The sequence below is a fragment of the Sporomusa acidovorans genome (assembly GCF_900101845.1).
In the GTDB taxonomy this organism is placed as follows: Bacteria; Bacillota; Negativicutes; order Sporomusales; family Sporomusaceae; genus Sporomusa; species Sporomusa acidovorans.
This window is the reverse complement of the sequence record NZ_FNAM01000005.1, coordinates 34,235-60,027: the sequence shown is the minus strand read 5'-3', so window position 1 is coordinate 60,027 and position 25,793 is coordinate 34,235. Positions and strand designations below refer to the sequence as shown.

The following is a 25,793-nucleotide window of genomic DNA, read 5'->3' as shown; positions in this document are numbered from 1 at the left end:
TGACACTGTCAAAATAACCGGCGGTCAAGTCCCTGTAGTTTGCAAAGCGTGTTAACCACAGAAAAAATCAAAACTTTCGCCAGGCTGGCGGTTGTGCTGTCCTGGTCAAATCTTGGCGATACTTCAGCAATATCAAAACCGATAACTTTTTCTGAACGCAGGATATGCTTGAGGTATTTTAATACGTCTTCCGGATTAAGTCCCAGCGGTTGGGCCGCGCTGACGCCGGGGGCAAAGGCGGTGGAAAAAACATCTGCACATACGGTAATATAAATGTTTTTTGTTGCTTTCATGAACTCATCCAGTTTTTCAATGACATTCCAGTCGCCTTTAACATTAATTTCTTCTGCCGGTATATAGACAACGCCATAGCGCGCGGCCGTCTTAAACAATTCCAGCGTATTGCTGTAGCGCTGAATACCCATGCATAAATAGTGAAATTTTTGGCCGGCAGCAATGGTTTCCTGCGCAATCTGTCTAAACATAGTTCCTGAACTGCTGCCATGGGCAAAAGGCCTGATATCAAAGTGAGCATCAAAGTTAACAATACCGATCTCCGGGAGTTGTTTGCTGTCAGCCAGATACTTACGGTGCCCCCGGTAATGCCCCAGAGCAAGTTCATGCCCGCCACCCAGGACCAATGAAAAAAGCCCCAGTTCACGAACCCTTGCTACCGCATTGGCAAGCGCCGCCTGGCTTGCTTCCAGATCCTCATCGGGGCAGAGGATATTTCCCCCGTCAAACAACAGAACCTCCTGAGAAAAATTGCAGGGAAGATTGGCCAGCTCCCGCCTGATCGCATCAGGCCCTTTAGCCGCCCCGGTCCGGCCGTAATTACGCCTGATTCCTTCATCGCAACAGAAACCCAACAGGACAAAACCAAGCTTTCCCGCAACAGGCAGCCTGTCCGGACTATTTAGATTTATGGCGCGTATCCACTGATGCCAACGAAAGGCATCATAGTTATCTTCGCTGTCAATTCGTCCCCGCCACACACTCATATCGGCCGGCACATATCGATTGTTTAACATTGTACACCAAACCCTTTTTCCGATTATACGACAAAGAACTGATACTCATCATGAGCTCAGTCCCTCTCTATAGTATCCAATAAAGATTTTCCGGCAGGGCATAGTAATAGCTAGATCAACCGCCATATACTAACACCCTGACAGAAGTAATCTTGATTGGCTTCCCTATAATAAATGAATTCTATTAACCAATAACCTTGCCGGCAATTTCCAGCAGCTGTTTATGAAGGCCTTCGTCTTCTTTTACAAGCGCCGCTACTTTTGCCTGAATATCTTTTTGGATATCCTGATCTTTGATGCTGCTTAAATTTATTTTAACATTATAGAGCGCCCCGTGCAGACCGGCATGGGCCATGAGGCCGGCAACCGCCGCATCACTGGCTGCATTGCTGTTGCCAATGGCTAATGCCCGTACCGCCATCGACAGTATCTTGAGGCAGCTTGTGGCAACCCCCAGCGGCAATTCGGTAGCATGCCGCATGGCCTGTTGAATGGCTTTGCTGCGTTCAGCCTTGTCACTCTCTGTTGCTTTCGGGAGCTTGTAGGCTGCCATGACCTGGTTAAACGCCTCGGTATCGGCGTCAACACAACCGGCCAGTTCTTTAACGATCTGATCAGCCTGGTCCCGAATCGCTGCCACTTCACTTTGCACTTCAGCATATTTGTCGTTGCCTACCGTCAAGCGGCAAACCATGGCCGCCAGCGCACCGCCCAGTGCTCCGGCCAAAGCCGAAATGCTGCCGCCGCCCGGCGCCGGCGAGCTTGAGCCCAGTTCAGCGAGAAAATCAGTAACTTTCATGTCCATTAACATGCCATCCGCCCCTTTACTTAATTAGAGGTTCTCTTCTAAAACCTGCTTACGCTCAAACCCTTCCAGCCGCAGATAGAAATCAGCCGTGTCAATCAGCGCCTGCAGCGGCACCATGCCGACAATTTCGCTGCCGATCACGTTCACGCCATAACGCGCGGCTTCTGATTTAACCGTCTCAAATACCCGGTGCAGCGGCGTGCCGGTGTAATCCACCATATTGATCGTAACCTGCGCCATATTCCGTTCTTCAATCATCACGCCCATCGCCCGGCAGTATTTATAACCGCCTTTGGCTTCGCGGATGCTGGTGGCAATTTTCTTGGCGATGCTGACGTCACTGGTGCTCAAATTGATATTATAAGCGATTAAAAATTGTCTTGCGCCCACAACGGTCGCCCCGGCCTTAGGGTGCATGCGGGCCGGGCCGTAGTCAGGCTTGCGCTCGGGAGTGGCAATCGCTGTTTTTAACCCTTCATATTCCCCTTTGCGGACATCAGGCAGTTTTACCCGTGCCGGTGTTTTGGCGGCCGCTTCGTACATATAAACAGGAATATTCAGCTTTTCGCCGATTTCCTGCCCCAGTTCATTGGCAAGTTCAACGCATTCTTCCATCGTAATATCACTTACAGGAATGAACGGAATGACGTCCGTAGCCCCAATGCGGGGATGTTCGCCCTGGTGCTGTTCCATATCGATAAGTTCGGCCGCTTTGGCGCAAGCATTAAAGGCAGCCTTTTTAGCCGCCTCCGGCTCACCGACAAAGGTAACGACCGTCCGGTTATGGCTGGCATCAGAATTGACATTAAGTAAAGTAACGCCTGGTACATTTTTTACTTCATTGGCAATTGCCGCAACGACCTCCGGCCGCCGGCCCTCACTAAAATTAGGTACGCATTCAACAAGTTTTCCCACAATTATTGCTCCTTTCCATGCTGCTTTCTGCCGGACTTATTCCAAATAAGCCGGCCGTGTTTGATTACTTTGTCCACAATATTCATACCGGCATGATACACCAAATACAGATGGGACGGATACCCCAAAATCACCACATCGGCCTGCTTGCCAATCTCCAGGCTGCCAATTCTGTCCGCCCGGTTTACGGCGGCCGCACCGTTAATGGTCAGCGCTGTCACGATTTCGGCCGGTTTCATGTTAAGCTGAATAGCAGCCAGCGCCGCAACCAGCGGCATCGAATGGCTGAAACAACTGCCGGGATTGTAATCTGTCGCCAGAGCCACGGCTGCGCCTTGGTCAATCATGACCCGGGCACGGGCATAGGATTCACGCAGGCAAAAAGCCGTCATGGGCAATACCGTCGCTACGGTGCGCACTTGGCTTAACGCAGCAATTCCGGCATCAGAGGCCTGCAGCAGATGATCGGCCGAGCAGGCATTCAGTTCGGCAGCCAGTTCGGCTCCCCCCAGCGAGACAATCTCATCCGCATGCAGTTTGGCCTGTAGGCCCATGTTTTTGGCCGCTGCCAGCAGACGCCTGGACTGGGCCAGCGAAAATACTCCCTGTTCGCAAAATACGTCACAAAATTCGGCTACTCCCTGCCGGACGACCGCGGGTAATACTTCTTTAATCATATAGTCGACATAGTCGTCAGTACGTCCTTTATAATCGGGCGGTACGGCATGCGCCCCCAAAAAGGTCGGCACAATTTCCACCGGCTGTTCCCGGTTGAGTTCATCCATAACAGCCAGTTGCCGCAGTTCGGTGTCCAGGTCCAAGCCGTAACCGCTTTTCCCCTCAACGGTCGTCACACCCATGGCCAGCATATTTTCCAGCCGCCGGGCGGCCAGGTCTTTTAATTCCGCCAAGCTGGCCGACCGGGTCGCCTGAACCGTGTTCAGTATACCGCCGCCGCGCTCCAGAATTTCCAGATAAGGAGTCCCTGCCAGCCGCCAGAAAAATTCCTCCGGCCGGTAACCGCCAAATACCATATGGGTGTGAGAATCAACAAATCCGGGCATGACACACTGCCCGGTAGCATCAATCACTTCACACTGTTCCTCACTATCGGGCGGCAAGTCGTCGGTAGGTCCTACCCAGACAATTTTCCCCGCCTCAGCCACTAAGGCACCGTCCGAAATAATACCAATATCCGCCATTGCCGCCCCCTTTTTGGGGGCAGCGCCGGCGCAGGTAATTAATTCAGCTGCATGTTTAATCAGCAATTTTTTCCCTGTCATCTTTCCGTTCCTTCCTGCTAAAGTATCCAACAAAGATTTACCTGTTACTATTTTCCGGCAAATACTTTGTCAACCACACTGTCAATCAGGCTTTCCGCCGGAATATAAGGTAATGTCGCATGGCCTTTACCCGCATATTTCTGATTAAACTCGGCAATGGTCTCAATGGAATGTTCGTTTCTGGCCCAGGCCCGACGGGCTACACCGCCAATAACATCCCATAACATCGCCTGGCGTAAAATTCCGTCAACCCGGTCACTGCCGTCCAGCACCATACCAAAGCCGCCATTGATGGATTTGCCGATGCCGACGCCGCCGCCGTTATGCAGGGCAACCAGGCTCATTCCCCGGGCAGCATTACCGGCAAAGCACTGTACGGCCATATCAGCCATTACATTACTGCCGTCTTTAATATTGGCTGTTTCCCGGAACGGTGAATCAGTGCCGCTGACATCATGATGGTCGCGTCCCAGCATGACAGGCCCAATTTCCTGCTTACGCACCATATCATTAAATTTCAACGCAATTCTTAGACGTCCTTCCGCATCCTGATATAAAATTCTGGCTTGTGTGCCGACGACCATTTTATTGTGTTCGGCATCACGAATCCAGATATAATTGTCACGGTCCTGGCCGCGCCGGTTCGGATCAATACATTCCATCGCCGCTTTATCGGTCTTATGCAAATCTTCCGGCTTGCCGCTCAGGCAGACCCAGCGGAACGGACCATAGCCATAGTCAAACAACTCCGGTCCCATGATATCTTCTACATAGGATGGGAAGATAAAGCCGTCGCGTTCGTCGTGCCCGTTTTTGGCAATTTCTTTAACCCCGGCATCGTATATGGCTTTCAGGAAAGAATTGCCGTAATCAAAGAAATAGGTTCCCCGTTCTGACAAAATTTTAATCAGTTCAAAATGGCGCCGTAAGCTCTTGTTGACCAACTCATGGAATTTATCCCGGTCGGTTGCCAATAATTTGGTCCGCTCTTCAAAGGTCAGGCCCTGCGGGCAATAGCCGCCGTCATAAGCAGCATGGCAGGAAGTCTGGTCAGACAGCAGGGGAATATGTTTATTGTTTTTCACCGCATATTCCAGCAAATCAACAATGTTGCCATGATAGGCGATCGAAATCGTTTCTTTTTTGGCCTGATATTCTTCCGCAATCTTGAACACTTCATCCAAGTTGTCCGAAACCTTGCTGACCCAGCCCTGGTCATAACGGGTTTGAATCCGGGAATAATCTACTTCGGCAATAATCCCCACACCACCGGCTATTTCAATAGCTTTTGGTTGAGCGCCGCTCATGCCGCCCAGACCGGAGGAAATAAACAAATGTCCGCGCAGATCCCCGTCAGCCGGAATGCCCAGCCGCTGGCGGCCCGCATTAAGAAGCGTATTGAAGGTGCCGTGAACAATACCTTGCGGCCCGATGTACATCCAGCCGCCGGCCGTCATTTGACCATAATTCGCTACCCCCATTTGTTCAGCAATTTCCCAGTCCTCCTGGTTGTCAAACATGCCCACCATCAGAGCATTGGTAATAATGACACGGGGTGCTTCCGGACGGGACGGAAACAATCCCAGAGGATGGCCTGATTCCACAACCAAAGTCTGATGATCGGTCAAAACCTCGAGATATTTTTTGATTAACCGGTACTGCAGCCAGTTTTGGCAGACGCTGCCGGTTTCGCCGTAGGTAACAAGTTCATACGGATAAAGCGCAACAGCCGGGTCTAAGTTATTGTCAATCATGACTTGAAAAGCTTTGCCTTCGATACAATTGCCTTTATAGGCGTCAATCGATTTTCCGTAAATTTTTTCTTTAGGCATATACCGGTAGGCGTAAATTCTGCCGCGTGTACGCAGTTCTTCCATAAATTCCGGCGCCAACTCTGCATGCAGTTCTTCCGGGACATAACGCAGGGCGTTTTTCAAGGCAACTTTGGTCTGTTCCTTGGTTAAACGAAAACCTCTGTTGGGCGCACGACGAATCCCTTCTGTAAACACCGTTTTTGCCGGCAGTACGTTATCCAGTTTAATTTGCATGGCATTACTAATTCCGCTATTACTTACAGACACACCGATCCCTCCAAACATGATTTATCAATAGTGATCAACTTTAATGCTACTATAGCATGCTTCGCGTCAACGAAACGTCAAAACCGTCACATACCGTATTAGATAACTAGAACGTAAACAAGCATTATTATTGACCAACAGATTTTATAATAATTTGCCCGTTTTGGCTTCCACCAATTTAACTATTTTTTGCTGATGAAGTAAAGCTTTGATGGTATTGATGTGAGGATACAAAAAAATATCTTCCTGCATAACCGGCACAGTTACGGCAATTTCCTTGAGCACAGCCTGGGTAGGCGTGGCCGGTGCCTTATCAAGTTCCAGGAATTGATGCGCCTGATAGACGGACAATAACTCAATCGCCAGGATAAACTCAAGGTTTTCGACGATTTGTCTGGCCTTTTTTACAGCATTGTAACCCATGGCAACATAATCTTCCTGGTTTCCACAGGTGGGAATACCGTCAATTGTCGCCGGATGGGATAATATCTTCATGTCATTAAGCAAACCGGCCTGCGTATACTGCGGTACCATTAACCCCGAATTAAGTCCGGGATTTTTTATCAAAAAGGCAGGATAGCCGGACAGGTTACCGTCTACCAGCCGGTTGTTCCTGCGCTCCGACATCTTGGCCAGCATGGTGGCGGCAATACACGCCGAATCCAGCTCAATTCCCACATAGGAAGAATCGGCGTTACAGCCGGAAATGGCCTCGCCATCTTCTCCTTCCGGCCAGATGACCGGGTTGTCACAGCAGGAGTTTATTTCGGTCTCTATCGTTTTTAGCGCATCGTTCAGTGTTTTCTTGGCCGCGCCGTGAAGCTGCGGGATACAGCGGATGGACATGGCATCCTGCAGACGGTAATTGCAAAAATGCGCCGCGATTTCCGAATCTTTTAATATATTTCGTACATTAGCGGCTGTGTCGCGTTGCTCCGCATGGGGCCGGACACTCATCAACCGTTCGTCAAATGCCCGCGTAGTCCCTTTTAAGATCTCCAGTGTCATCGACCCGATAATATCGGCGCACTTTGCCGCATTCAACATATCGTATAGGGCTAGCGCACCCAAGGCCGTAACACTGGTCGTCCCGGAAACCAGAATTAAACCTTCCTTGGCAGATAGTTCGGTTGGCGCAAGGCCAACCCGCCGCAGCGCTTCCTGGGCAGGCAAAAGTTCCTGCCCCACATAAGCCTGCCCTTCACCGATTAACACTAATGCCATATGCGCCTCCGGGCTGAGGTACCCCACCGATCCCTCCCGGGGCGCAAACGGCGTAAGGCCGCGATTAAGAAACTGTCGATACAGTTCGACGGTCTCCAGCCGGGCGCCGCAAAATCCCTGCCCCACGTTCTGCAATACCATAAACATGGTTGCCCGTACTTCTTCGATGGCTAAGGGCTGCCCTACCGAAGTAGCATGCGACAACACAATATTTCGTTGCAACTGAGTCGTTTCTGCCGGCGATATTACCTGGGTACACATGGCACCAAACCCGGTGGTGATGCCATACATGACCCGTTCCTCACCGACCCATTTTTCCACTAAAGCCCGTGATTTCTTTACCCGCTGGCAATATTCATCGGCAAATTCGACCTTGGCGCCAAAGCGGGCAACGGCCACTAAATCTTCCATGCTCATTTCGCCGCCAAGAACTACGACCGATGTATTATCAATATTTTTTTGTTCTCCCATGACTACTGCCTCCTGATTGGGGAAAAACGTGCATGTACTGCTTTCCCTTAATTCGAGTCGTTTTTACTAAGACTCACTGTCAAATCGTTTTTTGGATCTTATACCCGTCGGCGGCAATGGGAGAATAATGAACTTTTTCCCCTGCGATAACTTCGCCAAAAAAGGCGATCCAGTAAGGTCTGAAGACGCTTTCGACCTTAAGTTCCCTAATTTCGGGAATGCCGCCAACATGGCGGTGGATAATTTTTAAAGCTGCAGTACGACCCTTATTAATCAAAAAATTTTCATCCTTATCGGCATATTGAATTTGCTCCTCACAGACATTTTCCAAGGTTACAATAGTAGGTACGGCATCAACCCAGGCGACAGAACTGCTGCTGCCGTCCGCCAGCATCGTAATGGTCTGCTTACCGGCCGTTGTCTTCCGCCTAAACAACTTGTCTAACAGGCCGGGCTGATGGGTAACTTCATAAGTAATCAGCTTGCATTCGATATAATGCAGTCTGACTTCTGACAGGGATTTGCCCGGACAGAAGATCTTCCGCAGCCAATACCCCTGCTTTTTAGCCATCTTCCCTGCTTCTTCTTGATTGAGGCAAATAGGAAATGCCCTGATATTCATAGCTTACTCTCCAGCACAATCTGATTTTTGGCCTCCGTCACTTTCTCGGCCTTTGCCTCTACTAAACTTGAACACAATGGACAAGTAATTAAGAAAAATAAGGGTTACGGTAATCATCAGCCCATAAGGTATGACGACGCCGACAATAAAATCATTGCGCGCCGTAATCGCATAGTAGATGATCGCGACAAAAACAAAATATAACACAACCAAAAAACCATCAAGACCGAACCAGCTTATTTCTAAATTCTTTTTATCAAGCATTAGAAACCCTCCTTTTCCACGACTGTTTTGCCAAACCTATTCCCAATTATCCAGGCAAACAGCGATACCGGCAAAGCGGTAACAAGCGGTTCCATTTCAAATGCTTCCACCGGGAATATTTTAAAATAAGAAAAAACAATAATACCGGCAAGCAGTCCCATGTAACCGCCTAGCACCGTCTTTTTCCCCGGCCAAATTAAGGCGCCGACTATCGGCACAAAACCGGCAGCCATCCACAGGCTGCTGATGAAAATAAAGGCGTCCTGCGCGGTCGTAAACCGAAAAGCCGCCAGCGTAGCCATCACGGCAACAATAATAATACCGACACGGGTGGCAGTCACCAACTGTTTTTGCGAAAGATTGCCCTTTAATCGGGCATAAATGTCATTGGCAAGCGTGGCGCCGCCTGACAAATAATAGCCGTCCAATGCGGATATTGTTCCTCCCAGCAAGCCAATAATGAACAGCGCTCTAATCCCTTCGGGCAGACTTTCCAAAACCACCCTGATATACCCTTCACCCGGCACCATGTCAGGATATTTGGCTTTAACGACCAGTCCGGTCAAAGTCAGCACAATATCAAAGCAAACCCAAATCGTAAAGCAGGATAATAAGGCCCGCCGGCCTACTTTCGGCGAATTAGCCGCAGAAAACCGCTGATAAAAGGTAGGATCGGCATAAACCCCAAACGACAACACGATCAGCATGAGCGCCTTCATCGGTGTAAAACCGCCGATAGGATCCAGCATTTCCGGCGTACCGGCCAAAACTTGCTGCAGACCTGCCCAGCCGCCAATATCAGCCCATTGACCGGGCAAGACCATGGTCAGCCCAAAGCACATGCACCAAAACAATACCATATCGGTTACGGCCACCCCCATCAGGCCGCCCAACACCGTCAGCACAATAACAATCCCCACACAGGCAACACCGGAAGTCACATTATCAATTCCCCAGGCAGCCTTGCCAATAAAGCCCATTGCCGTCACGTTTCCCACCTGCGTACAGTAAATAAGCATGAGAATGGCACCAAGCACAGCCACCCCTTTGCCATAAACACTTTCCAGCAAATCGGGTACCGTTATATCTGTTCTGACATGAATTTTGGGACCGACCCACAAAGCCAGCGGTATCCGGCCTGCATGCGCGGTAACGCACCAGATTAACCAAACCGAAAGGCCGTATAGGGCGGCATATTCTACCGTTCCCACCGTACCCACTCCCCCATACCAGGTAGCTACCAAAGCACCTACAATCAAGGACCAGGGCAGACTGCGATTCCCCAGATAAAAACTTTCCATGTCTTTTACGGCTTTGGAAAAATGGTAGCCGACAAATACAATGAAGAGCGTAAATACGGCAATAACCACATTGTCAAAAGATGATAAAAACATTACTATACACCTACCTTTACGATATTTAACCACAATCAACCACCTAAATTACTCATCGTCTTTTGCGGCCCTGCACCTCCTACTCAAAATTACTGATCAATAGGACAGTACGCCGGTTTTAGCTTCAATGCGCTTAACCAGCTCCCCTGACCGGATCAATTGACTGACAGATTCGATATCCTGATAAAGCATGCGGTCTTCTTCCATAAAAGGAGCCACTTCCCGGATCAGCGAATAGGCTTCCCCGGTGCCTGCGCCAAGTTTACCCGGCGACAACAGGTCAATTGCCTGACATGCCGCCAGTAGTTCAATGGCGGCAACATTTCGCAGATTTTCGATCATGCTCCGGACCTTTTTGGCGGCAATACAACCAAAGCTCACGTAGTCCTCCTGCCCGGCCGCAGTCGGGATAGAATCAACCGATACCGGCTGAGCCAGCAGCTTGTTCTCAGCCAGTAAAGCAGCTGCTGTATATTGCGTAATCATAAACCCGCTGTTAAGCCCGCCATTGTTGATGAGAAACGGCGGCAGCCCGCTCAAATTAGTATCCAGCAGCCGATATAACCGTCGTTCCGAAATGTTGGTTAATTGCCCAATGGGAATGGCTAGCACATCCAGGGCCAGACCGACAGGAGCCCCGTCGCAGTTGCCCCCGTGAATGACGATATTTTCATCTGCCTGTTCAAAAACCAACGGGTTATCGCTGACCGCTGCCAATTCAATCTGCAGGTTTTGCTCAACATAGCGGATCGCATCTTTGCAGGCCCCATGAACCTGGGGCATCATTCTGAGGCTTAAGGCATCCTGCAGATAGCGGGGGGGATTTTCCGCATGCTGACTGCCGGCAAGCAGCTTATTTAGATTATCTGTCGTTTGCCGCATGCCGGGGTAGGGGCGTACCGCACACAGCCTGCTGTCAAAATGGTTGATATTGCCTTCAAGGGCTTCAAAACTTAAAGCACCGGCCACATCACAAATTTTAGCCAACTGAATGGCGTCATACAGGGCTAAACTGCCAACAGCCGTCATAAAAGAAGAATTATTCATCAGCGAGAGTCCCTCTTTGGCCTCCAGCCTTATCGGCTCAATCCCGGCCCGGCTCATAGCCGCGGCTGCGGCCAGCAGTTCGCCCTGAAAATACGCTTTTCCCTTGCCGTATAAAGTCAGGGCCATATGCGCCCCCGGCTGCAGATAACCGACAGAGCCTTTTTGCGGCATGTAAGGTAAAACGTCTTTATTCAGCATGGTGATCAGCGTATGCAGCGTATCCAGCCGAATGCAGGCATGCCCCCGGGACAGGTTGTTGACCAAAACCAGCAAAAAGGCTCTGACAACTTCCTCCGGAAAAGGGTCGCCCACATTGCAGGCGTGACTCATAATAAATTTTTCCTGCATTACCATAGAATCAGCCGGGGAAATTTTTTTTCGCCAAAAAGGCCCTACACCGGTAGTAATGCCATAAACCACCCTGTCTTCCACTAAAAACGCGTCTACCTTTTCCCGGAACCGTCGGACTATTTTTTCCCGCTCCACTGACAAGGCTACCGGGGCCTTATCCCGCGCTACCCTGACAATATCTGCAATTTGCAGAGAATCGTCAATTATTACCTTACACATATTCTTTTGCATAGTGCCACTCCCATTATTTTGCCTGTAACTGTATGTATCGCACAACTCTTATATAAAGCAATTACCATGCCAAAGTTATGTATTGAAATGTTTTTTATTTTCACATATTTCACACAGCAGTCCGTCACGCATGCATGTTTTGGGACTAAAAATTCAAATTTTAATAGTCTTGCTCTGTTTTTCAAGCTATAAAACCGCAATGAAAATAAAAGTACTGCAAAATGACTATGCATGCATAATCATTTTGCAGTACTTTTTCAAGCTTCAGCAATCAATTATTCTGTTGGTCTGACATTATATTTTTTCAGCCTGTATTGCAGGCTTTGCCGCTTAATCCCTAAAGCTTGGGCGGTTTTACTGACATTATAGTTGTAATCTTGCAATACCTGGATCACGACTTTTTGCTCATATTCAGCCATCAATTCTTCCAGTGTTCGGTGGTGCAAAATGGGTTTGCATGCAGCCGGCGTACCAGTAACCGTCTTTGGTGATTGCTGAACGGCAAAATACTTCGGCAAACAATGAAGATCAATACGTTGCCCCTCCATAATATTAAAGGCGTATTCCAATACATGCAAAAGTTCGCGCACATTGCCGGGCCAAGTATACGCCTTAAATGTTTCGATAACCTGGTCTGCTACCGTGGTGACCTTTTTCGAGTAGCGGCACGATAGCTGTTTAATAAAATAATGAGTCAGCAGTTCAATATCATCCAGGCGCTGCCGCAAAGGAGGAATATTCACGGTTACGGTATTGATCCGATAGTACAAATCCCTGCGCAGCCGGCTATTTTCAATACAGGCCAGGGGTTCTTCATTGGTAGACGACAGAATCCGGACATCGCACTCAATATCCTTTAAGCCGCCCACCCGGCGAAATTTCTTTTCCTGCAGCACCCGCAGCAATTTTGATTGCACGTGCAAAGCCATCGAATTAATTTCATCCAGAAATAAGGTGCCGCCTTCAGCCTGTTCAAATAATCCCATACGGTCGGAGCTGCCGGTAAAAGTCCCCTTTTCCGTGCCAAATAAAATTCCTTCAATAAGACTTTCCGGAATAGCGGCACAGTTAATGGCGACAAATTCTTTATACTTCCGTTTGCTTGCCGAATGAATACTCTGAGCAAACAGCTCCTTGCCTGTTCCGGTTTCGCCATAAATTAACACAGCACAGTCCTGCAAGGCAATATTACGCGCTAAGTGAACGGCTTCCGCAAAGCTGGTATTTGCACCAATCAGATCATTAAAGGTATAGTATTTCAATGTATAAAAATTTTTCCGTTTCTCATGGTTCCCGCCCTGTTCCCGCTTGGACAGGTATTTTTCAAAAACGTTGGCTCGCGTCCAATACGTTTCCAAAGTGGAATTATCCTGCACCAGCCCAATAGCGCCGATCAATTGGTCATCCATAAACAAGGGGTAGCCGGAATTCATCGTGGTAATCATTTCGCCGTACTTATTTTTAAAATTGTCACAGCGGTTAATGACCGGGGCCTTGGTCTTAAGCGCTGTGAGAATCGTACTGAAGTCGGCATCCAATTCATAGATATCCAGCAAATGTTTGCCGATAATCTTCGCTCGATCCATTTTTTCAATGCGCTCATTGCCTTTATTGCAGAACAGCAAGTAGCCGTTCCTGTCAAAAACCTGGATGCCTTCGGCAATATTGTCCATCGCTTGTTCATAAATGGCGCTGTGGTCAGAACAAGCCGCAATAAATAAGATTGTCCCTTTCCCCATCCTATTCTTGCTTTGGACAAACTTCAGTACTTTTCCCTGCCACCGGGCATAGCCACTGGCTAACGTTACATCAATATCTAGAAAATCAGTAATAAGTTTGCCGGTATACTCGCTCCATATCCCAGGCATTCCATCACTGCTGCTCTCGCAACTCCGTAGTATATTGTTGTCATCCAAAAAACAAATTACACTGCTAAAAGCCACTGTTTTTCCTCCCCGGTAACCAGTCTTTGCCGAAGACATTGCCATTCTCTGGGGCAACCGGCATCTTCCCTATTTCGTCAATCCGTATCTTTCTATACCAGCGGCCAGACTAATGGGCGGCGCTAAAATACAGTTTATCCACCAGCATGTTGTCGAAGGGGCTTCCGTTCTTAGCAAAAATCGTCTTCCCCTGCTGGTAGTATTCTGCAGCGGATAAAGTTACATAGCCGCCAAAAGCTTCCTGTGTCCGGGCATCCTGCCGCATCCGGATACTAATTTCCAATTTTACCCTTTGGATGAGACCGGCTTGATACGTATCCTGATACTTGTCAAGAAAGCCATCCGCCTTTTGCAGATAACCCAGCCCCTTTTCGAAGCAACGATTGCGAACAGCCAGTAAGGCAAGCATACAGTGCAGGGTGCAATAGCTTCTGAGGCACCAGTAACCTTGATATTCGCCAAATTGGGCCTCCAGAGCCGCTGCCTTGTCCAAATACTCGGCAGCCTTCCCGTACTCTCCCAGTTCATAAGCCGTACGTCCCGCATTCACCAGGAAAATAACAACGCCGGCGCTGTTATTTTTTTGTCCAACAACCCTGATTGCTTGTTCATAATAGTACAGTGCTTCCGGCAAATTACCCTCGGTATGCCTTAAATCGCCAATATAGTTATAGCCGACGGCAATATGCAGACTGAATTCGCCCTGCGTCGCCTGCAAACGCTTATACTCTGAGATCGATTGACGATAATACTGCTCCGCCAGGATTTTTTTCTGTTCAAGCGCAGAGGCGATTCCCATAAACCGCTTTATTACGCCTCTCTTCTCATGTAAATTAGCTGCCTGCGCCGTTTGCCGCAGTTTATCGACAAAGCTTTCAATCAACTTCGGTTTGCGAATCTGAATCGCGCAATAGACGACCTGTTGATAGCCTTTAATTAAATAAGCTGTAAAGCCCTTCTTGCCGGCAAGGCGCAGCAACTGATGAATGGCTTTTAAGCCGTTTACATGATCGCCCCGCCAAATATAATAGCGTCCCAGCATTTCCAGATAAGCAGCCTGAAACCGGCTTAACTTTTCCACAGGCGCCTGTACCGCCCTCAAGGCAGCCAGCAAATCCCTGATTTTGTCCAAATAGCCCATAATTTGCAGTTTATTTTCAAAAACAAAGCCGCTGTACATTCCGGTTAATTCAGGAAACAGTTCATATTGCGGACAACTGTAGCGTTCCGCAAGTTTGATCGTATATTCCAGCACCTTAATTTTTTCGTCAATCTGCGAATAATGATACAGAATTTCCGAGTATACATCCTGCCCGAAAGACTCCTGATTCATCATTTTTTCCAAATAGCGGCCCGCCCGCTTATGGATCATTCTTTTCCGCAAAGACGACAAATGCTCATACACATAGCTTCTAATCCGGATATGACTGTATTTATATACCGGTGTCTTGATTCCCAGTCTTAAATCATTTATTTCCTGAATTAAGCGCTTGTGCTGCAGTTCCTCAATGGCTTCCACAAGTTCAAATTCATTCATCCCGCACACAGCCAGCAATTCCTGATAGGCAACACTGCTAAAGAAAACGGAAATCACATCAAGCACCATTCTGGCGTTATCCGAAACCGCATTAATCCGTTCCCGCAAAACACCCCGCAGGCGTGGCGACAGCCGGTCAACCGTTTGTCCCATTTTAATTAACTTACAGCTTTCTACCAAGAATAAAGGATTGCCGTCCGTATATTCATATAGTTTTTGCTGCAGAGTTGCCGATATTTGTTCCGCAGGCAGCACCAGCTCGGAAAATTTGATAACTTCCTCCTTACTGAAATTTTCCACAGTAAGGTATTCAACCAAAACATTCTGACTAAAACTGCCGGTTATCCGTTCTACCTGCTCCTGATATTCACTCCGGCAAGTTGCCAGGCAAAAAACGTCTTGCCTGCCTGTTCGCAGCAGTTGACGCAGCACGGATTGCCCCTGAACATCCAGCCAGTGAATATCATCTACTAGCAGCAGCAGTTTGGTGCGCGCGGCAAGCTTTTTAAGAATACCGCACATCACTTCTTCAATCATGCCGGCATGAATATTATAGCCGTTCACCGTCTGGCCGGCCAGTGCCGGGTTACTGAGAACAGCCGGAAAGACATAGGCAATGACCTGATACCAAATATCCGGCAATATTTCGCCATACTGAGTCAACAGTTCCATCGCCTGGCAAAAAATGGGGTTCCAGGCTTTATACGGATAGTCCTGCTCCGCTTGATAACATTGGGTTTTTAACACGGTTACCCTGCCGGCAGCCATCACTTCCTGGACTCGCTGCACAATCATGGTTTTCCCCACACCCTGCTCGCCTATCAAAACAGCGCCCACGCAGCAAGAACGTTCGGCACCAAAATCGTCCAGCCGGCTTTTCAGCCAGGCTAATTCGCGGGCACGGCCAAAAAAATACTCCGCCGCTTGTTCGGCAGGCAACACCGTAAGCTGAGAGGCCAGTTTCGCCCGTATACGTTCATACTCCTCCCGGGTCTTACTTTGCGGACGGATCCCCAGTTCACTGCCAAGCTTGTTTTTAAGGCAGTCATAAACCTCGATTGCCCTAGTAATCGCGCCGCTTCGTTCATATAGTTTCATTAACGTCCGGCAGGCACTTTCGTTATATTCGTCCAAAACAAGCAATTGCTTGAGATAACGTTCCGCCACGCTATATTCCTTATGGTTCAACCGGTCGATAATGACTTTGGTAAGCCTGGCAACCATATCCTCCTTGAAGCTGTCGCGCTGCCTGTCCACCCAGGATTCAAAACTCTCGGCGTCTTTACAAACAAAGCCGGACAAAAAATCTCCCCGGTACAGCACCAGTGCTTCTTCCTGGGAAAGTTCCTTAAATTCCTGAATATCAGTGGTAATATTGACAGCAGCGGTATTGAGCAGCACCTTCGCCCGCGAAGGCGTGATTACCAAATCCTCGGTTGTCATTTTCTTTAGCAAATACAGTGTATTGCGCAAATTTCTGCGGGCGGCCGCGTCCTCTTTGTCTGGCCAGAGCAGTGCCGCCAGCTCTTCTCTGGAAGACTGCTGCTTTACTAATAAATAATACAGTAACGCTTCTGCCTTAGAGAAGGGAAAAAACAAGCGTTTACCATTCCAGTAAACCTCGGGCTCCCCTAATAAAATCGCATATAGCTCGCTCATCTCCGCAATCCTCTTACCTTAAAATTTAGCCACAATACATCTATCACAGGTTTTTCGACACAGCGAGAGCAAATCCTTTTGAACACTCCCTGAAGATATGAGTAACCCGCCTTTACTCTCTGTCCGGATCAGGCGTCCCCAGCCGGCAAAGCGCCGGCTAAAAAATTAGCTTGAACCTCATTTTATCATTGGTTCAAGCTAATTTTGGCCACAGCCTGCCAACTGCCGGCACAATCCGCACTAAGCAGCAGCAAAATCAATTACTATCCTAACCATAGATCATATCGGATTCATCCCCAGGCCAAGCACCTCGTGTTCATAGCCCTTGATCGGCGCCCCCATATTACCGTACAGAGCGACGGCAATCCACTCGCCGTCGCTCGTATTGCCCGGCAATTTATTACCGCGCACAATACTAAACAGCAAGCCGGCACTGCGGAGAATGGTGCCAAGGCCGTCCTGGCCGCGGCACATGCCATTATAGGCTTCCAGTACAGAATGATACAGTGCATGTTCTTCCCGGTAACGCTGGTCAACGAGGCCTTCTTTTTTGGCGGCGGTCTCCACGGCCGCAAAAATCTTGGCCGAGTCCATAGATCCCACTTTGCCTTTGCATAGAGTATAACCGAATTCTTTCCCCTGCTTCTGCATGGCAGCTTCCGCCTCACCGGTAACCACGACCAGCAAAACGGCCATTTTACCAAGGCTAATGTTCTTTTCCAAGTTTATCATGTCAGGTTCCTCTCCCTGTTTCTCAAAATGCGTCTGTTTTCTCTAACCGATCCATTTTCCTTAGGCTGCGACAGAAACCACCTATGCCCTTCAGGGTAGTTGTTCACGATTACACGATCTTCAGCAAGCCGATGGCGTCTTCCACTTTTTTTACCAATATTCCTTCGGCAATCAGGCTATATATTTTCTTAATATCCGGGGCAGGCATTCTGTCTTCATCCAAATGAGGAACAACTTCACGGATGGCTTGGTGGGCAGCACCCGTACCTTTTCCCGGTTTCAACGGTGACAAGAAGTCAATTCCCTGCGCCGCTGCCAAGCATTCAATCGCCAGGATATAACGCACGTTCTCCAATATCTCCCGTGCCTGCCGGGCGGCAATTGTGCCCATGCTGACATGGTCTTCCTGATTGGCCGAGGTGGGGATGGAGTCGGCGCTGGCCGGATGAACAAGCACTTTGTTTTCCGACACTAAAGAAGCGGCTGTATACTGGGTAATCATCAGTCCGGAATCTTCACCGGGGTAAGCGGTCAGGAAAGGCGGCAGTTCACTTAAATGCGAATCCAGCAGGCGATTGATGCGCCGCTCGGAGATATTGCCGATTTCCGCCAATGCCAGTTTGAGATAATCCATAACCAGCGCAATTGGCTGCCCATGGAAATTACCACCCGAAATCGCTTCGCCGGTATCAGGCATAATCAGCGGGTTATCGGTAGCGGCATTAATTTCAATTGACAGGGTTTCTTCCATACGCCGCAAAGCGTCTTTGGACGCACCATGCACCTGCGGCACACAGCGCAGCGAATAAGCATCCTGTACTTTAGAACAATTGATATGAGATTCGATAATCGGGCTCTCAGCCGTCAGACGCAGCATATTATCTGTCGTAGCAAGCTGTCCGACGTGCGGTCTGACTTTGCTGATGCGCAAATCAAAGGCCGTCCGGGTTCCCTTGAGCGCTTCCGTGCAAAGGGCGGCAGCCACATCGGCTGTTTTCAGCAAATCAACGGCATCCTGCCACACCATACAACCGACGGCCGTCATAATTTGCGTACCATTAATCAGCGCCAGCCCTTCCTTACCGCCAAGAGCCACCGGCTTAAGACCGCACTGAGCTAAGGCCTCGGCACCGCTTACCAGCTTGCCGTTGACAAAGGCCTGCCCTTCCCCCAGCATGACTAACACCATATGGGACAGTGGCGCCAAATCGCCGCTGGCGCCTACCGAGCCTTTGGACGGAACAGCCGGGCATACCCGTCTGTTCAGCATTTCCAGCAGCATCTCAACTGTCGACAATTTAATTCCCGAATAGCCTTTAGCCAGTGAATTTGCCCGCAGCAGCATAGCCGACCGCACAACATCCTCAGGCAAATAGTCGCCCACACCGGTCGCATGGCTTAAAATTAAGTTTCTCTGCAATTTTTCCCGTTTTTCTTTCGAAATAAATATCTTGCTAAAGTCACCAAAGCCTGTGGAAATCCCATACACCGGACTTTCTTCATCCAAAATTTTGTCCACAATTTTCCGGCTGTCAATTATCTGCTGCCGCCCGGCCTCGCTTAAGCCCACGGGCTCACACCCCCGGGCCACCTTCGCTACATATGCTAATGTGAGAGAATTTCCGTCTAGTAATATCATGTTTCCAGCCTCCTATTTTATTACTCTTATTTTGACCATTTTATACAAAAAGGGAGCAAACTCGTTAGCGAGTTTACCCCCTTATGTCTCATTACTTTGGGTAAATTATTGAATATATTATATTCCTATTTAAATTGGGTTCATGCCCAGGCCGAGCACCTCATGCTCAAAGCCTTTCATGGGCGCTCCCATATAGCCATACAAAGCAACCGCAATCCATTCACCGTCATCAGCACAACCGGCCGCTCTGGTTCCGCGGACAATGCTGTATAATAAACCCGCACTGCGTAATACATTGCCTAAACCGGCATTGCCCCGGCAAATTCCTTGATAGGCTTCCAAAATACTATGGTATAAGGCATGTTCTTCCCGATAGTGACTGCCGATAAAGCCTTCCCGTTTTGCGGCAGTTTCCACAGCCGCAAAAATCTTAGCCGAATCCATCGAGCCCACTTTGCCTTTATACACCTTATAGCCTAATGCCAGACTTTGCTCCAGCAGGCTTATCTCTTCGGCCTCTGTTTGCAAGACCGATAGCACTGCTACTTTTCCCAGACTAATCATTGCTCTTCTTCCATGGCTTTCTCCCTATATTCTCATAACTAAACCTGCCGCCACACTCATAACTCATATCTACGGAAGGATCTTACCTGCATCATAAGGCAGCTCTTAAAAAAAGTCAAGAATAAAAAATCTTAATAGCGTCTCTGCTCTCGGCTACTATACAACTTCTTTTATCTTTTCCTCTTTTTTACTGTGCACAAAAAGATAATACAGATAAATAAACGCGATTACCGGTATTCCGGTATAGAGAACAATCTGCTGCGATTCATCGAAATAAAGGCTGATAATAATACCGGCATTCAGCAATACGGCAATGGCAGGCACAATGGGGTAAAAGGGAGTCTTAAAAATCAATTGCTCCAATTTACCGCCTAATTGCAAGAAATTTTTGCGGAAATTAATTTGGCACCAGGCAATCACAATCCAGATTAAGCAGCCGGTCAAACCTACACTGGACATCAGCCACAAGTATACCGTATCGGCCGCAAAGGCACTGGTTAAGAGCGATAGAGCAGCTAACGCCAGCGTCATTAATACCCCGTAGAAAGGCACACCCCGTGAATTGAGCTTCGACAACCAGCCAGGTGCCTGATGATCCTTAGACATGGACCATAACAACCGTGAACATACATAAAGGGCCGAGTTGCCGGCCGACAAAGCCGAGGTAAGGACAACAAAACTCATGATATCCTGTGCCACCGGGATGCCAATCCGTCCGAATACATGGGCAAACGGACTTTCCAGTACACCGGCTTCCTTAAAGGGAATAGTGGCGGCAAGCACAATAATTGCCAATACATAAAACAGCACGATCCGCAACGCAATCCCTTTTATAACCCGTGGCACATTTTCCCCGGGATTTTCGCATTCCCCGGCAGCAATTCCAACCAGTTCCGAACCTTGGAAAGAATAGACTACGGTAACCATTGTTAAAAATACAGCCCAGCCGCCATTAGGAAAAATTCCGTCACCGGTCGCAAAGTTCGTAAAACCAATTGCGCCTTCCCTGCCGGCAAACCCAAACATTAAGCCGGCACCGGCGATAATAAAACCAACAATGGCCGCGACTTTGATACTGGCAAACCAAAATTCTGTTTCCCCATATACCTTGACCGAAATCAAATTCAGCAAAGCTAATATCACGCCAAAAATTACACACCAAACCCAGACGGCAACCTGCGGAAACCAACCTGTCATAATAATGCCGGCAGCGGTAAAATCCGCGGCAATGCAAACCGCCCAGTTAATCCAGTACAGCCAGCCGACAGTAAAACCGACACCCGGCGATATAAACCGCGAGGCATAACTTTGGAAAGAACCGGCCACCGGCATGGCCACTGCCAGTTCACCCAAACACAAAAGCGCCAGATACATCACAAATCCGCCAAACAAAAAAGCTAAAATCGCACCAAACGGGCCAGCCTGGCTGATGACCTGTCCTGAACCCATAAATAGTCCTGTACCAATTGTTCCGCCAATAGAAATCATCATAAGGTGACGCGATTTCATATCGCGCTTGAGTCCGGATTTTTCCGGACAAAGTTGCTCAAGATTTACAGTTGGTGTTGTCATTATTGTTCCCCCAAACTTTTAAACTTTACAACCAGTTACTCACTTTGCCAAAATACCCGTATGTCTTTTCCTCCTCTCCGGTTTGAATAGTAGGGGTTATGTTGGCCTGGGTAGAACGGACAGCAGCATTTGGCCAAATAAAAAAGGACAAAACTCAAAACTGAGTTTTGCCCCCTAATATCTGAATAGCTATAGGCATAAAAGATTTATTTATTTTTCTGAACTTTAGCTTTATTGTAAATTATAAAAATTATTTTGTCAATGCTTTTTATCGTTTTCCATATTTAGACTTACTTGGGAGTAAACGGCAGGATTTGCGGGAAGTTTTGTAGAAGTTGTCGAAATCGCCAAAGAACACCAAGGGGGAGTATCCTATAAATCGTTATTGGACACTATCTATAAACAAAATGCAGCTTTCGCCAAGCCTTAGCAAAGCGGAAGCTGGCATTGCTCTATCCAGGCGAAAGTTATACTTTCAATCAGGAAAAAAGGCCGAAAGGCCTTTTTTTTATTCCTGCAGTCAAAGGTAGTTTCTACCTACAGCAGGAGAACTCAATAGAAAGGCAGGTGATTTCCTTGGATCCACCGGTTTAGCCATATGTTCCCGATAATTACAAAACAAGAGGTGAAAAAAGTATGCAAAACCCGCAACAGGCCACTCAGCCAACACTGGATGGTGATTTAAAACAAGCAAATAGGGAGGTTCTGTAATGACTAGCAAACCGGAAATCCTATTGGTTAATAGTTTCGCACCCCGGCAACGGGTAGTAGCGGATACGACGCTGGAAAACAGTCTGGCCATCCTGCGCACCTGCCTGGAGGCAAAAGGAATTGAGGCAGAAGTGATCGACGACCAGCGGATAACCGCTGGCGAGAAGGGCCTGCCTTCCTTAGCGGTGCGTCTGCTAAAAGCCTTGGTCAAGCTGCAGCTTAAAACGTATCATAACAAAACATTTACCCATGCCTTGCTCCTGGCCGCCTGGCCGCTCTATGCCTATACCTTGCAGCGCAGACACACCTATATGCAGGATAGAATCAGACAAATTGTCACAGAACTAAAAACAAAAAATATTCCCTTACTGGGACTCAAGCTTTGGTACGGAGACGCCTTCCAGTGGAGCTGCGACCTGGCTGCCGCGGTGAGACAGCACTGCCCTACTACAACGATAATCGCCGGCGGCCCGCAAGTTAACGTATCCGGTGACTTTGTCCTGCGCAATACCTGCTTTGACCTTGCCATTATGGGACCTGGCGAAGAAATACTGGCAGAGCTTATTGCCCTGCACCGCCTCACTGGTACGCGGGACGCCTTTCTGGAACAGGTGCGGCAAACCTACGGCGGAACCTTGCTGAAAACAGGCGGTTTTGCCGGCAATACAAAGCAGCATAGCCAGAGTTTAACCAAACCGATAGTTCCCGCCTACCGGGCGGAAGATCTTCAGGATAAGATATATGTTCACACCATTGTGGACGGGGTTGGCCGCTGCGCGCTTCCTGTTACGCCCCGGCCGGCAGCCGCTATTGTCGCGGAAATGGAAACCATGCTGAAGCGGGGAATTGCCTTTTTCCGCTTCAGCAGTTCGGCAACCACTATCGAACATGGCCGGAATATTGCGGAGGCCATCCTGGCACGCGGCCTTACCATCCGCTATTCCATGTCTATCCGTGCCGGCAAGCCCACACAGGCAACGCTTGACGCTTACCGCCTGATGATTCAGTCCGGCCTGCGTGCGGTATTCATGGGCGGCGAAACCGGTCACGACGAAGATAAGCGCCTTATCGTCGGCACCGTCGCCACAATTCGCCTGGCCGCAGATGCCGCCGGCTTACCGTGCCGTATCGGCCTGTCGCTGATCTACCCCTGCCCGCTGCCTGCAGGAACCGGTGCAGATGAAGTATATAAAGCCAACGTTACCCTAATTGACGAGACTTTGCCCGACACAGTCATTGTCACCCCCCCTGGTCCCTTGCCGGCAACAAACTGGTACAACCATTCCGAAAAATATGGTTGTACATTTGCCGCGGGCGCCGCAGCCTTCACCCAGAATTTCATGGGTTACAAATACTCTGTTTACCAACCTGCCGAACGCTGGAACGACACGGGTTTCGCCCTTGGCTCCATGGATGGCAGGGCCTGGCTCAAGGAGACCGGCAAACTGCGCGCGTACGCAGCACATCTTGGTATTCCCACAGATATTGCCGCTGAATACCTAATGATGACGGAAGCGATAGGCTTAACCTCCAAAGCCGAATTAATGCTTTTTAAACAACGCACGCTGATCGACATAATAAGCGGCAGCACCGACTACACACGCAGCATTGCGGCTGCTATCAATAAAGCCAGCCGGGAGATTGCGGCAACAAATAGGTTATAACTCATTTGTGAACAGGATGAAACAAGACCAGGAAGCCATTTTCCGGCTTCCTGGTCTTGTCGGCTATAACCCTAATTGCTCAAAACCATAGTTTAACAGTCGTGTTGCATCCGCCCAGCGGTGCTCGCTGTTTAAAACAACGGCAATCAACTCGACGCCATTACGTTTGGCGGCGGCAACCAAACACTCCCCGGCGGCGTTGGTAAAGCCGGTTTTTACTCCGTTGGCGCCCGGATAAGTCGCCAGCAGCTTATTGGTATTTCTGGCGTGGGTAATGCCGCCGCCCCGGCTTACAAAATGCACATCATAGTCCCGCGTGGAAACAATGCCCGCAAATACCGGATTTTGCAGGCCATAGGCGGTAATAAGCGCCAAATCATAGGCTGTAGTAAAATGATTAACCGGATCAGGCAGTCCATGGGGATTGCTGAAGTGGGTGCGCTGTGTGCCGATTTTCTCGGCTTTATCGTTCATCAGCTTGACAAAAGCCGGAATCGAGCCGGCAACATTTTCAGCAACCGCTTCGGCGGCGTCATTCCCGGAAACAAGCATCATTCCGTACAGGGCCTCCCGCAGCGTCAAACGATCACCGGCCCGCAAATCAAGGCTTGAACCTTCGCAAGTCGCCGCGCTTGAACTCACTGTAATTACACTGTCCAGATCGCCTTGTTCCAGTGCCGTAATCAACGTCATAATCTTGGTCGTACTTGCCGGATACATAATATTGTCCGGATTTTTGGCATATAATACTTTTTTATCACTTGCTTTCAGGACAACGGCCGCTTCCGCATCCACCTGCGGCAATTCCGCGGCAAACACGGCATTGACCGAGATCATGACAGCCACAAAGACAACAAATGATAGCAATTTTTTCATTTTCAACATTTCTTTTAGCCCCCAAATATGTAATACAACGTACTAAAGAATTTTGCAGGCGGGTGGTACGTTACCTGAATTCCACCACATCTATTTCTACAGTAAATTAACAACTCCTGCCGGTAAAAAAGCATGAATTCATTTGTATTTTTCAATGTATAAAAATCTGCTTCTAAAAAGGGATACCGGTACGGGGAGCGAATATACCTTTTATCTGCTCTAGAAAGAGGTGCACGTGTTTGTTCAGATATACGGTAAACCGTATTGTTAGCTCTCTGCTTGTTTTGCTAACAATCATCTCCATAACTTTCCTGTTAATGCATGCCATTCCGGGCGGCCCCTTCACCGGTGAAAAAAATATTCCCGCCGCCGTACTAAAGAACATTGAAGAACACTACCGGCTCAATGATCCCTTATGGAAACAATATATCGATTACCTGGCCAGTTTAGCGCAGTTCGATCTGGGTCCGTCTTTCAAATATGCAGGCCGTTCCGTCAACGACATTATTCGTGAAAGTTTCCCGGTTTCCTTTCAGTTGGGCCTTGAGAGTATTATCCTTGCCGTTTTGCTGGGGATACCCGCCGGTGCGGTGGCGGCTTTGCGGCAAAACAAATGGCAGGATCATCTTACCATGATATTCGCCACTTTGGGTGTATCTGTCCCCAGTTTTGTACTGGCCACCGTGCTGGTTTATGTCTTGGCGATTAAACTTGCTCTATTGCCGGCCTCCATGTGGAACGGAGTGGAATATACCATTATGCCGGCGCTGGCTTTAGCCGCCCAGCCGACGGCCTTCATTGCCCGCCTCACCCGTGCCAGCATGCTGGAGGTTCTCGCCCAGGATTATATGAAGACAGCTCGCGCCAAGGGATTGCCGCAATTGATTATCCTCTACCGCCATGCGTTAAAAAATGCCTTAATTCCGGTAATCACCTACATCGGCCCAATGTCCGCCTCCATTCTGACAGGCAGCTTTATTATTGAAAATATATTTGCCATCCCCGGTTTAGGGCGGCATTTTGTTACCAGCATCTATAACCGTGACTATACTGTCATTCTCGGTGTCACGGTTTTCTACAGCGTATTAGTGATTGGCCTTAATTTAGTAGTCGATCTTATTTATCCGCTGCTGGATCCTCGCATAAAACTAGCCGGGAAACAGGAGGGCTAATC

Annotated in this window: 19 protein-coding genes; 2 read left to right on the top strand and 17 right to left on the bottom strand. The window is 48.8% G+C overall.

Annotated elements, in window-relative coordinates; translation table 11 throughout:
- Positions 1-8: 8 nt before the first annotated feature.
- The 16 genes from hutG to BLR65_RS05575 all read right to left on the bottom strand — a co-directional run bounded on the left by hutG (position 9) and on the right by BLR65_RS05575 (position 21,368).
- Positions 9-1,031 (bottom strand): formimidoylglutamase, encoded by a 1,023-nt coding sequence (hutG, locus tag BLR65_RS05650; protein WP_093793220.1) that lies wholly within the window; start codon positions 1,029-1,031, stop codon positions 9-11.
- Between the two features lie 184 nt (positions 1,032-1,215).
- A complete protein-coding gene (locus tag BLR65_RS05645) occupies positions 1,216-1,842 on the bottom strand; it encodes a cyclodeaminase/cyclohydrolase family protein (RefSeq protein WP_093793219.1) in 627 nt (208 codons plus the stop codon).
- A 21-nt stretch (positions 1,843-1,863) separates the two neighbouring features.
- Positions 1,864-2,754, bottom strand: coding sequence for a glutamate formimidoyltransferase (gene ftcD, locus BLR65_RS05640; protein WP_093793218.1), 891 nt, complete (start codon positions 2,752-2,754; stop codon positions 1,864-1,866).
- A 2-nt stretch (positions 2,755-2,756) separates the two neighbouring features.
- A complete protein-coding gene (gene hutI / locus BLR65_RS05635; RefSeq protein ID WP_093793217.1) occupies positions 2,757-4,037 on the bottom strand; it encodes an imidazolonepropionase in 1,281 nt (426 codons plus the stop codon).
- Positions 4,038-4,084: 47 nt separating this feature from the next.
- The gene (locus tag BLR65_RS05630) at positions 4,085-6,118 is read right to left on the bottom strand and encodes a urocanate hydratase (RefSeq protein WP_245692487.1); all 2,034 of its coding nucleotides are present in this window, start codon (positions 6,116-6,118) and stop codon (positions 4,085-4,087) included.
- 144 nt (positions 6,119-6,262) lie between these two features.
- Positions 6,263-7,813: an HAL/PAL/TAL family ammonia-lyase gene (locus BLR65_RS05625; protein WP_093793215.1), complete on the bottom strand. Its 1,551-nt coding sequence runs from the start codon at positions 7,811-7,813 to the stop codon at positions 6,263-6,265.
- Between the two features lie 79 nt (positions 7,814-7,892).
- Positions 7,893-8,435: a hypothetical protein gene (locus BLR65_RS05620; RefSeq protein ID WP_093793214.1), complete on the bottom strand. Its 543-nt coding sequence runs from the start codon at positions 8,433-8,435 to the stop codon at positions 7,893-7,895.
- Positions 8,436-8,438: 3 nt separating this feature from the next.
- Positions 8,439-8,699 (bottom strand): hypothetical protein, encoded by a 261-nt coding sequence (locus tag BLR65_RS05615; RefSeq protein ID WP_093793213.1) that lies wholly within the window; start codon positions 8,697-8,699, stop codon positions 8,439-8,441.
- Positions 8,699-10,093 (bottom strand): sodium:solute symporter family protein, encoded by a 1,395-nt coding sequence (locus BLR65_RS05610; RefSeq protein WP_093793212.1) that lies wholly within the window; start codon positions 10,091-10,093, stop codon positions 8,699-8,701. The genes BLR65_RS05615 and BLR65_RS05610 overlap by 1 nt, the downstream gene beginning before the upstream one ends.
- A gap of 96 nt (positions 10,094-10,189) precedes the next feature.
- The gene (gene hutH, locus BLR65_RS05605; protein ID WP_093793211.1) at positions 10,190-11,722 is read right to left on the bottom strand and encodes a histidine ammonia-lyase; all 1,533 of its coding nucleotides are present in this window, start codon (positions 11,720-11,722) and stop codon (positions 10,190-10,192) included.
- Between the two features lie 275 nt (positions 11,723-11,997).
- Entirely contained in the window at positions 11,998-13,665 is a 1,668-nt protein-coding gene (locus BLR65_RS05600) for a sigma-54 interaction domain-containing protein (RefSeq protein ID WP_169716994.1), read from the bottom strand.
- Between the two features lie 109 nt (positions 13,666-13,774).
- The gene (locus BLR65_RS05595) at positions 13,775-16,861 is read right to left on the bottom strand and encodes an ATP-binding protein (protein WP_093793209.1); all 3,087 of its coding nucleotides are present in this window, start codon (positions 16,859-16,861) and stop codon (positions 13,775-13,777) included.
- 279 nt (positions 16,862-17,140) lie between these two features.
- Positions 17,141-17,593, bottom strand: a complete 453-nt coding sequence (locus BLR65_RS05590; RefSeq protein ID WP_093793208.1) for a histidine utilization transcription antiterminator HutP — start codon at positions 17,591-17,593, stop codon at positions 17,141-17,143.
- Positions 17,594-17,702: 109 nt separating this feature from the next.
- Entirely contained in the window at positions 17,703-19,232 is a 1,530-nt protein-coding gene (hutH, locus tag BLR65_RS05585; protein WP_093793207.1) for a histidine ammonia-lyase, read from the bottom strand.
- 129 nt (positions 19,233-19,361) lie between these two features.
- Positions 19,362-19,796: a histidine utilization transcription antiterminator HutP gene (locus tag BLR65_RS05580; protein ID WP_093793206.1), complete on the bottom strand. Its 435-nt coding sequence runs from the start codon at positions 19,794-19,796 to the stop codon at positions 19,362-19,364.
- Between the two features lie 156 nt (positions 19,797-19,952).
- Positions 19,953-21,368, bottom strand: a complete 1,416-nt coding sequence (locus tag BLR65_RS05575; protein ID WP_093793205.1) for an amino acid permease — start codon at positions 21,366-21,368, stop codon at positions 19,953-19,955.
- Between the two features lie 710 nt (positions 21,369-22,078).
- Between BLR65_RS05575 and BLR65_RS05570 the strand changes: the two genes are divergently transcribed.
- Positions 22,079-23,743: a radical SAM protein gene (locus BLR65_RS05570; RefSeq protein WP_093793204.1), complete on the top strand. Its 1,665-nt coding sequence runs from the start codon at positions 22,079-22,081 to the stop codon at positions 23,741-23,743.
- Positions 23,744-23,806: 63 nt separating this feature from the next.
- Here BLR65_RS05570 and BLR65_RS05565 read toward each other — a convergent pair whose 3' ends face one another.
- Entirely contained in the window at positions 23,807-24,628 is an 822-nt protein-coding gene (locus tag BLR65_RS05565) for a D-alanyl-D-alanine carboxypeptidase family protein (RefSeq protein ID WP_245692484.1), read from the bottom strand.
- Positions 24,629-24,858: 230 nt separating this feature from the next.
- Between BLR65_RS05565 and BLR65_RS05560 the strand changes: the two genes are divergently transcribed.
- Positions 24,859-25,791: an ABC transporter permease gene (locus BLR65_RS05560; RefSeq protein WP_093793203.1), complete on the top strand. Its 933-nt coding sequence runs from the start codon at positions 24,859-24,861 to the stop codon at positions 25,789-25,791.
- Positions 25,792-25,793 lie beyond the last annotated feature (2 nt).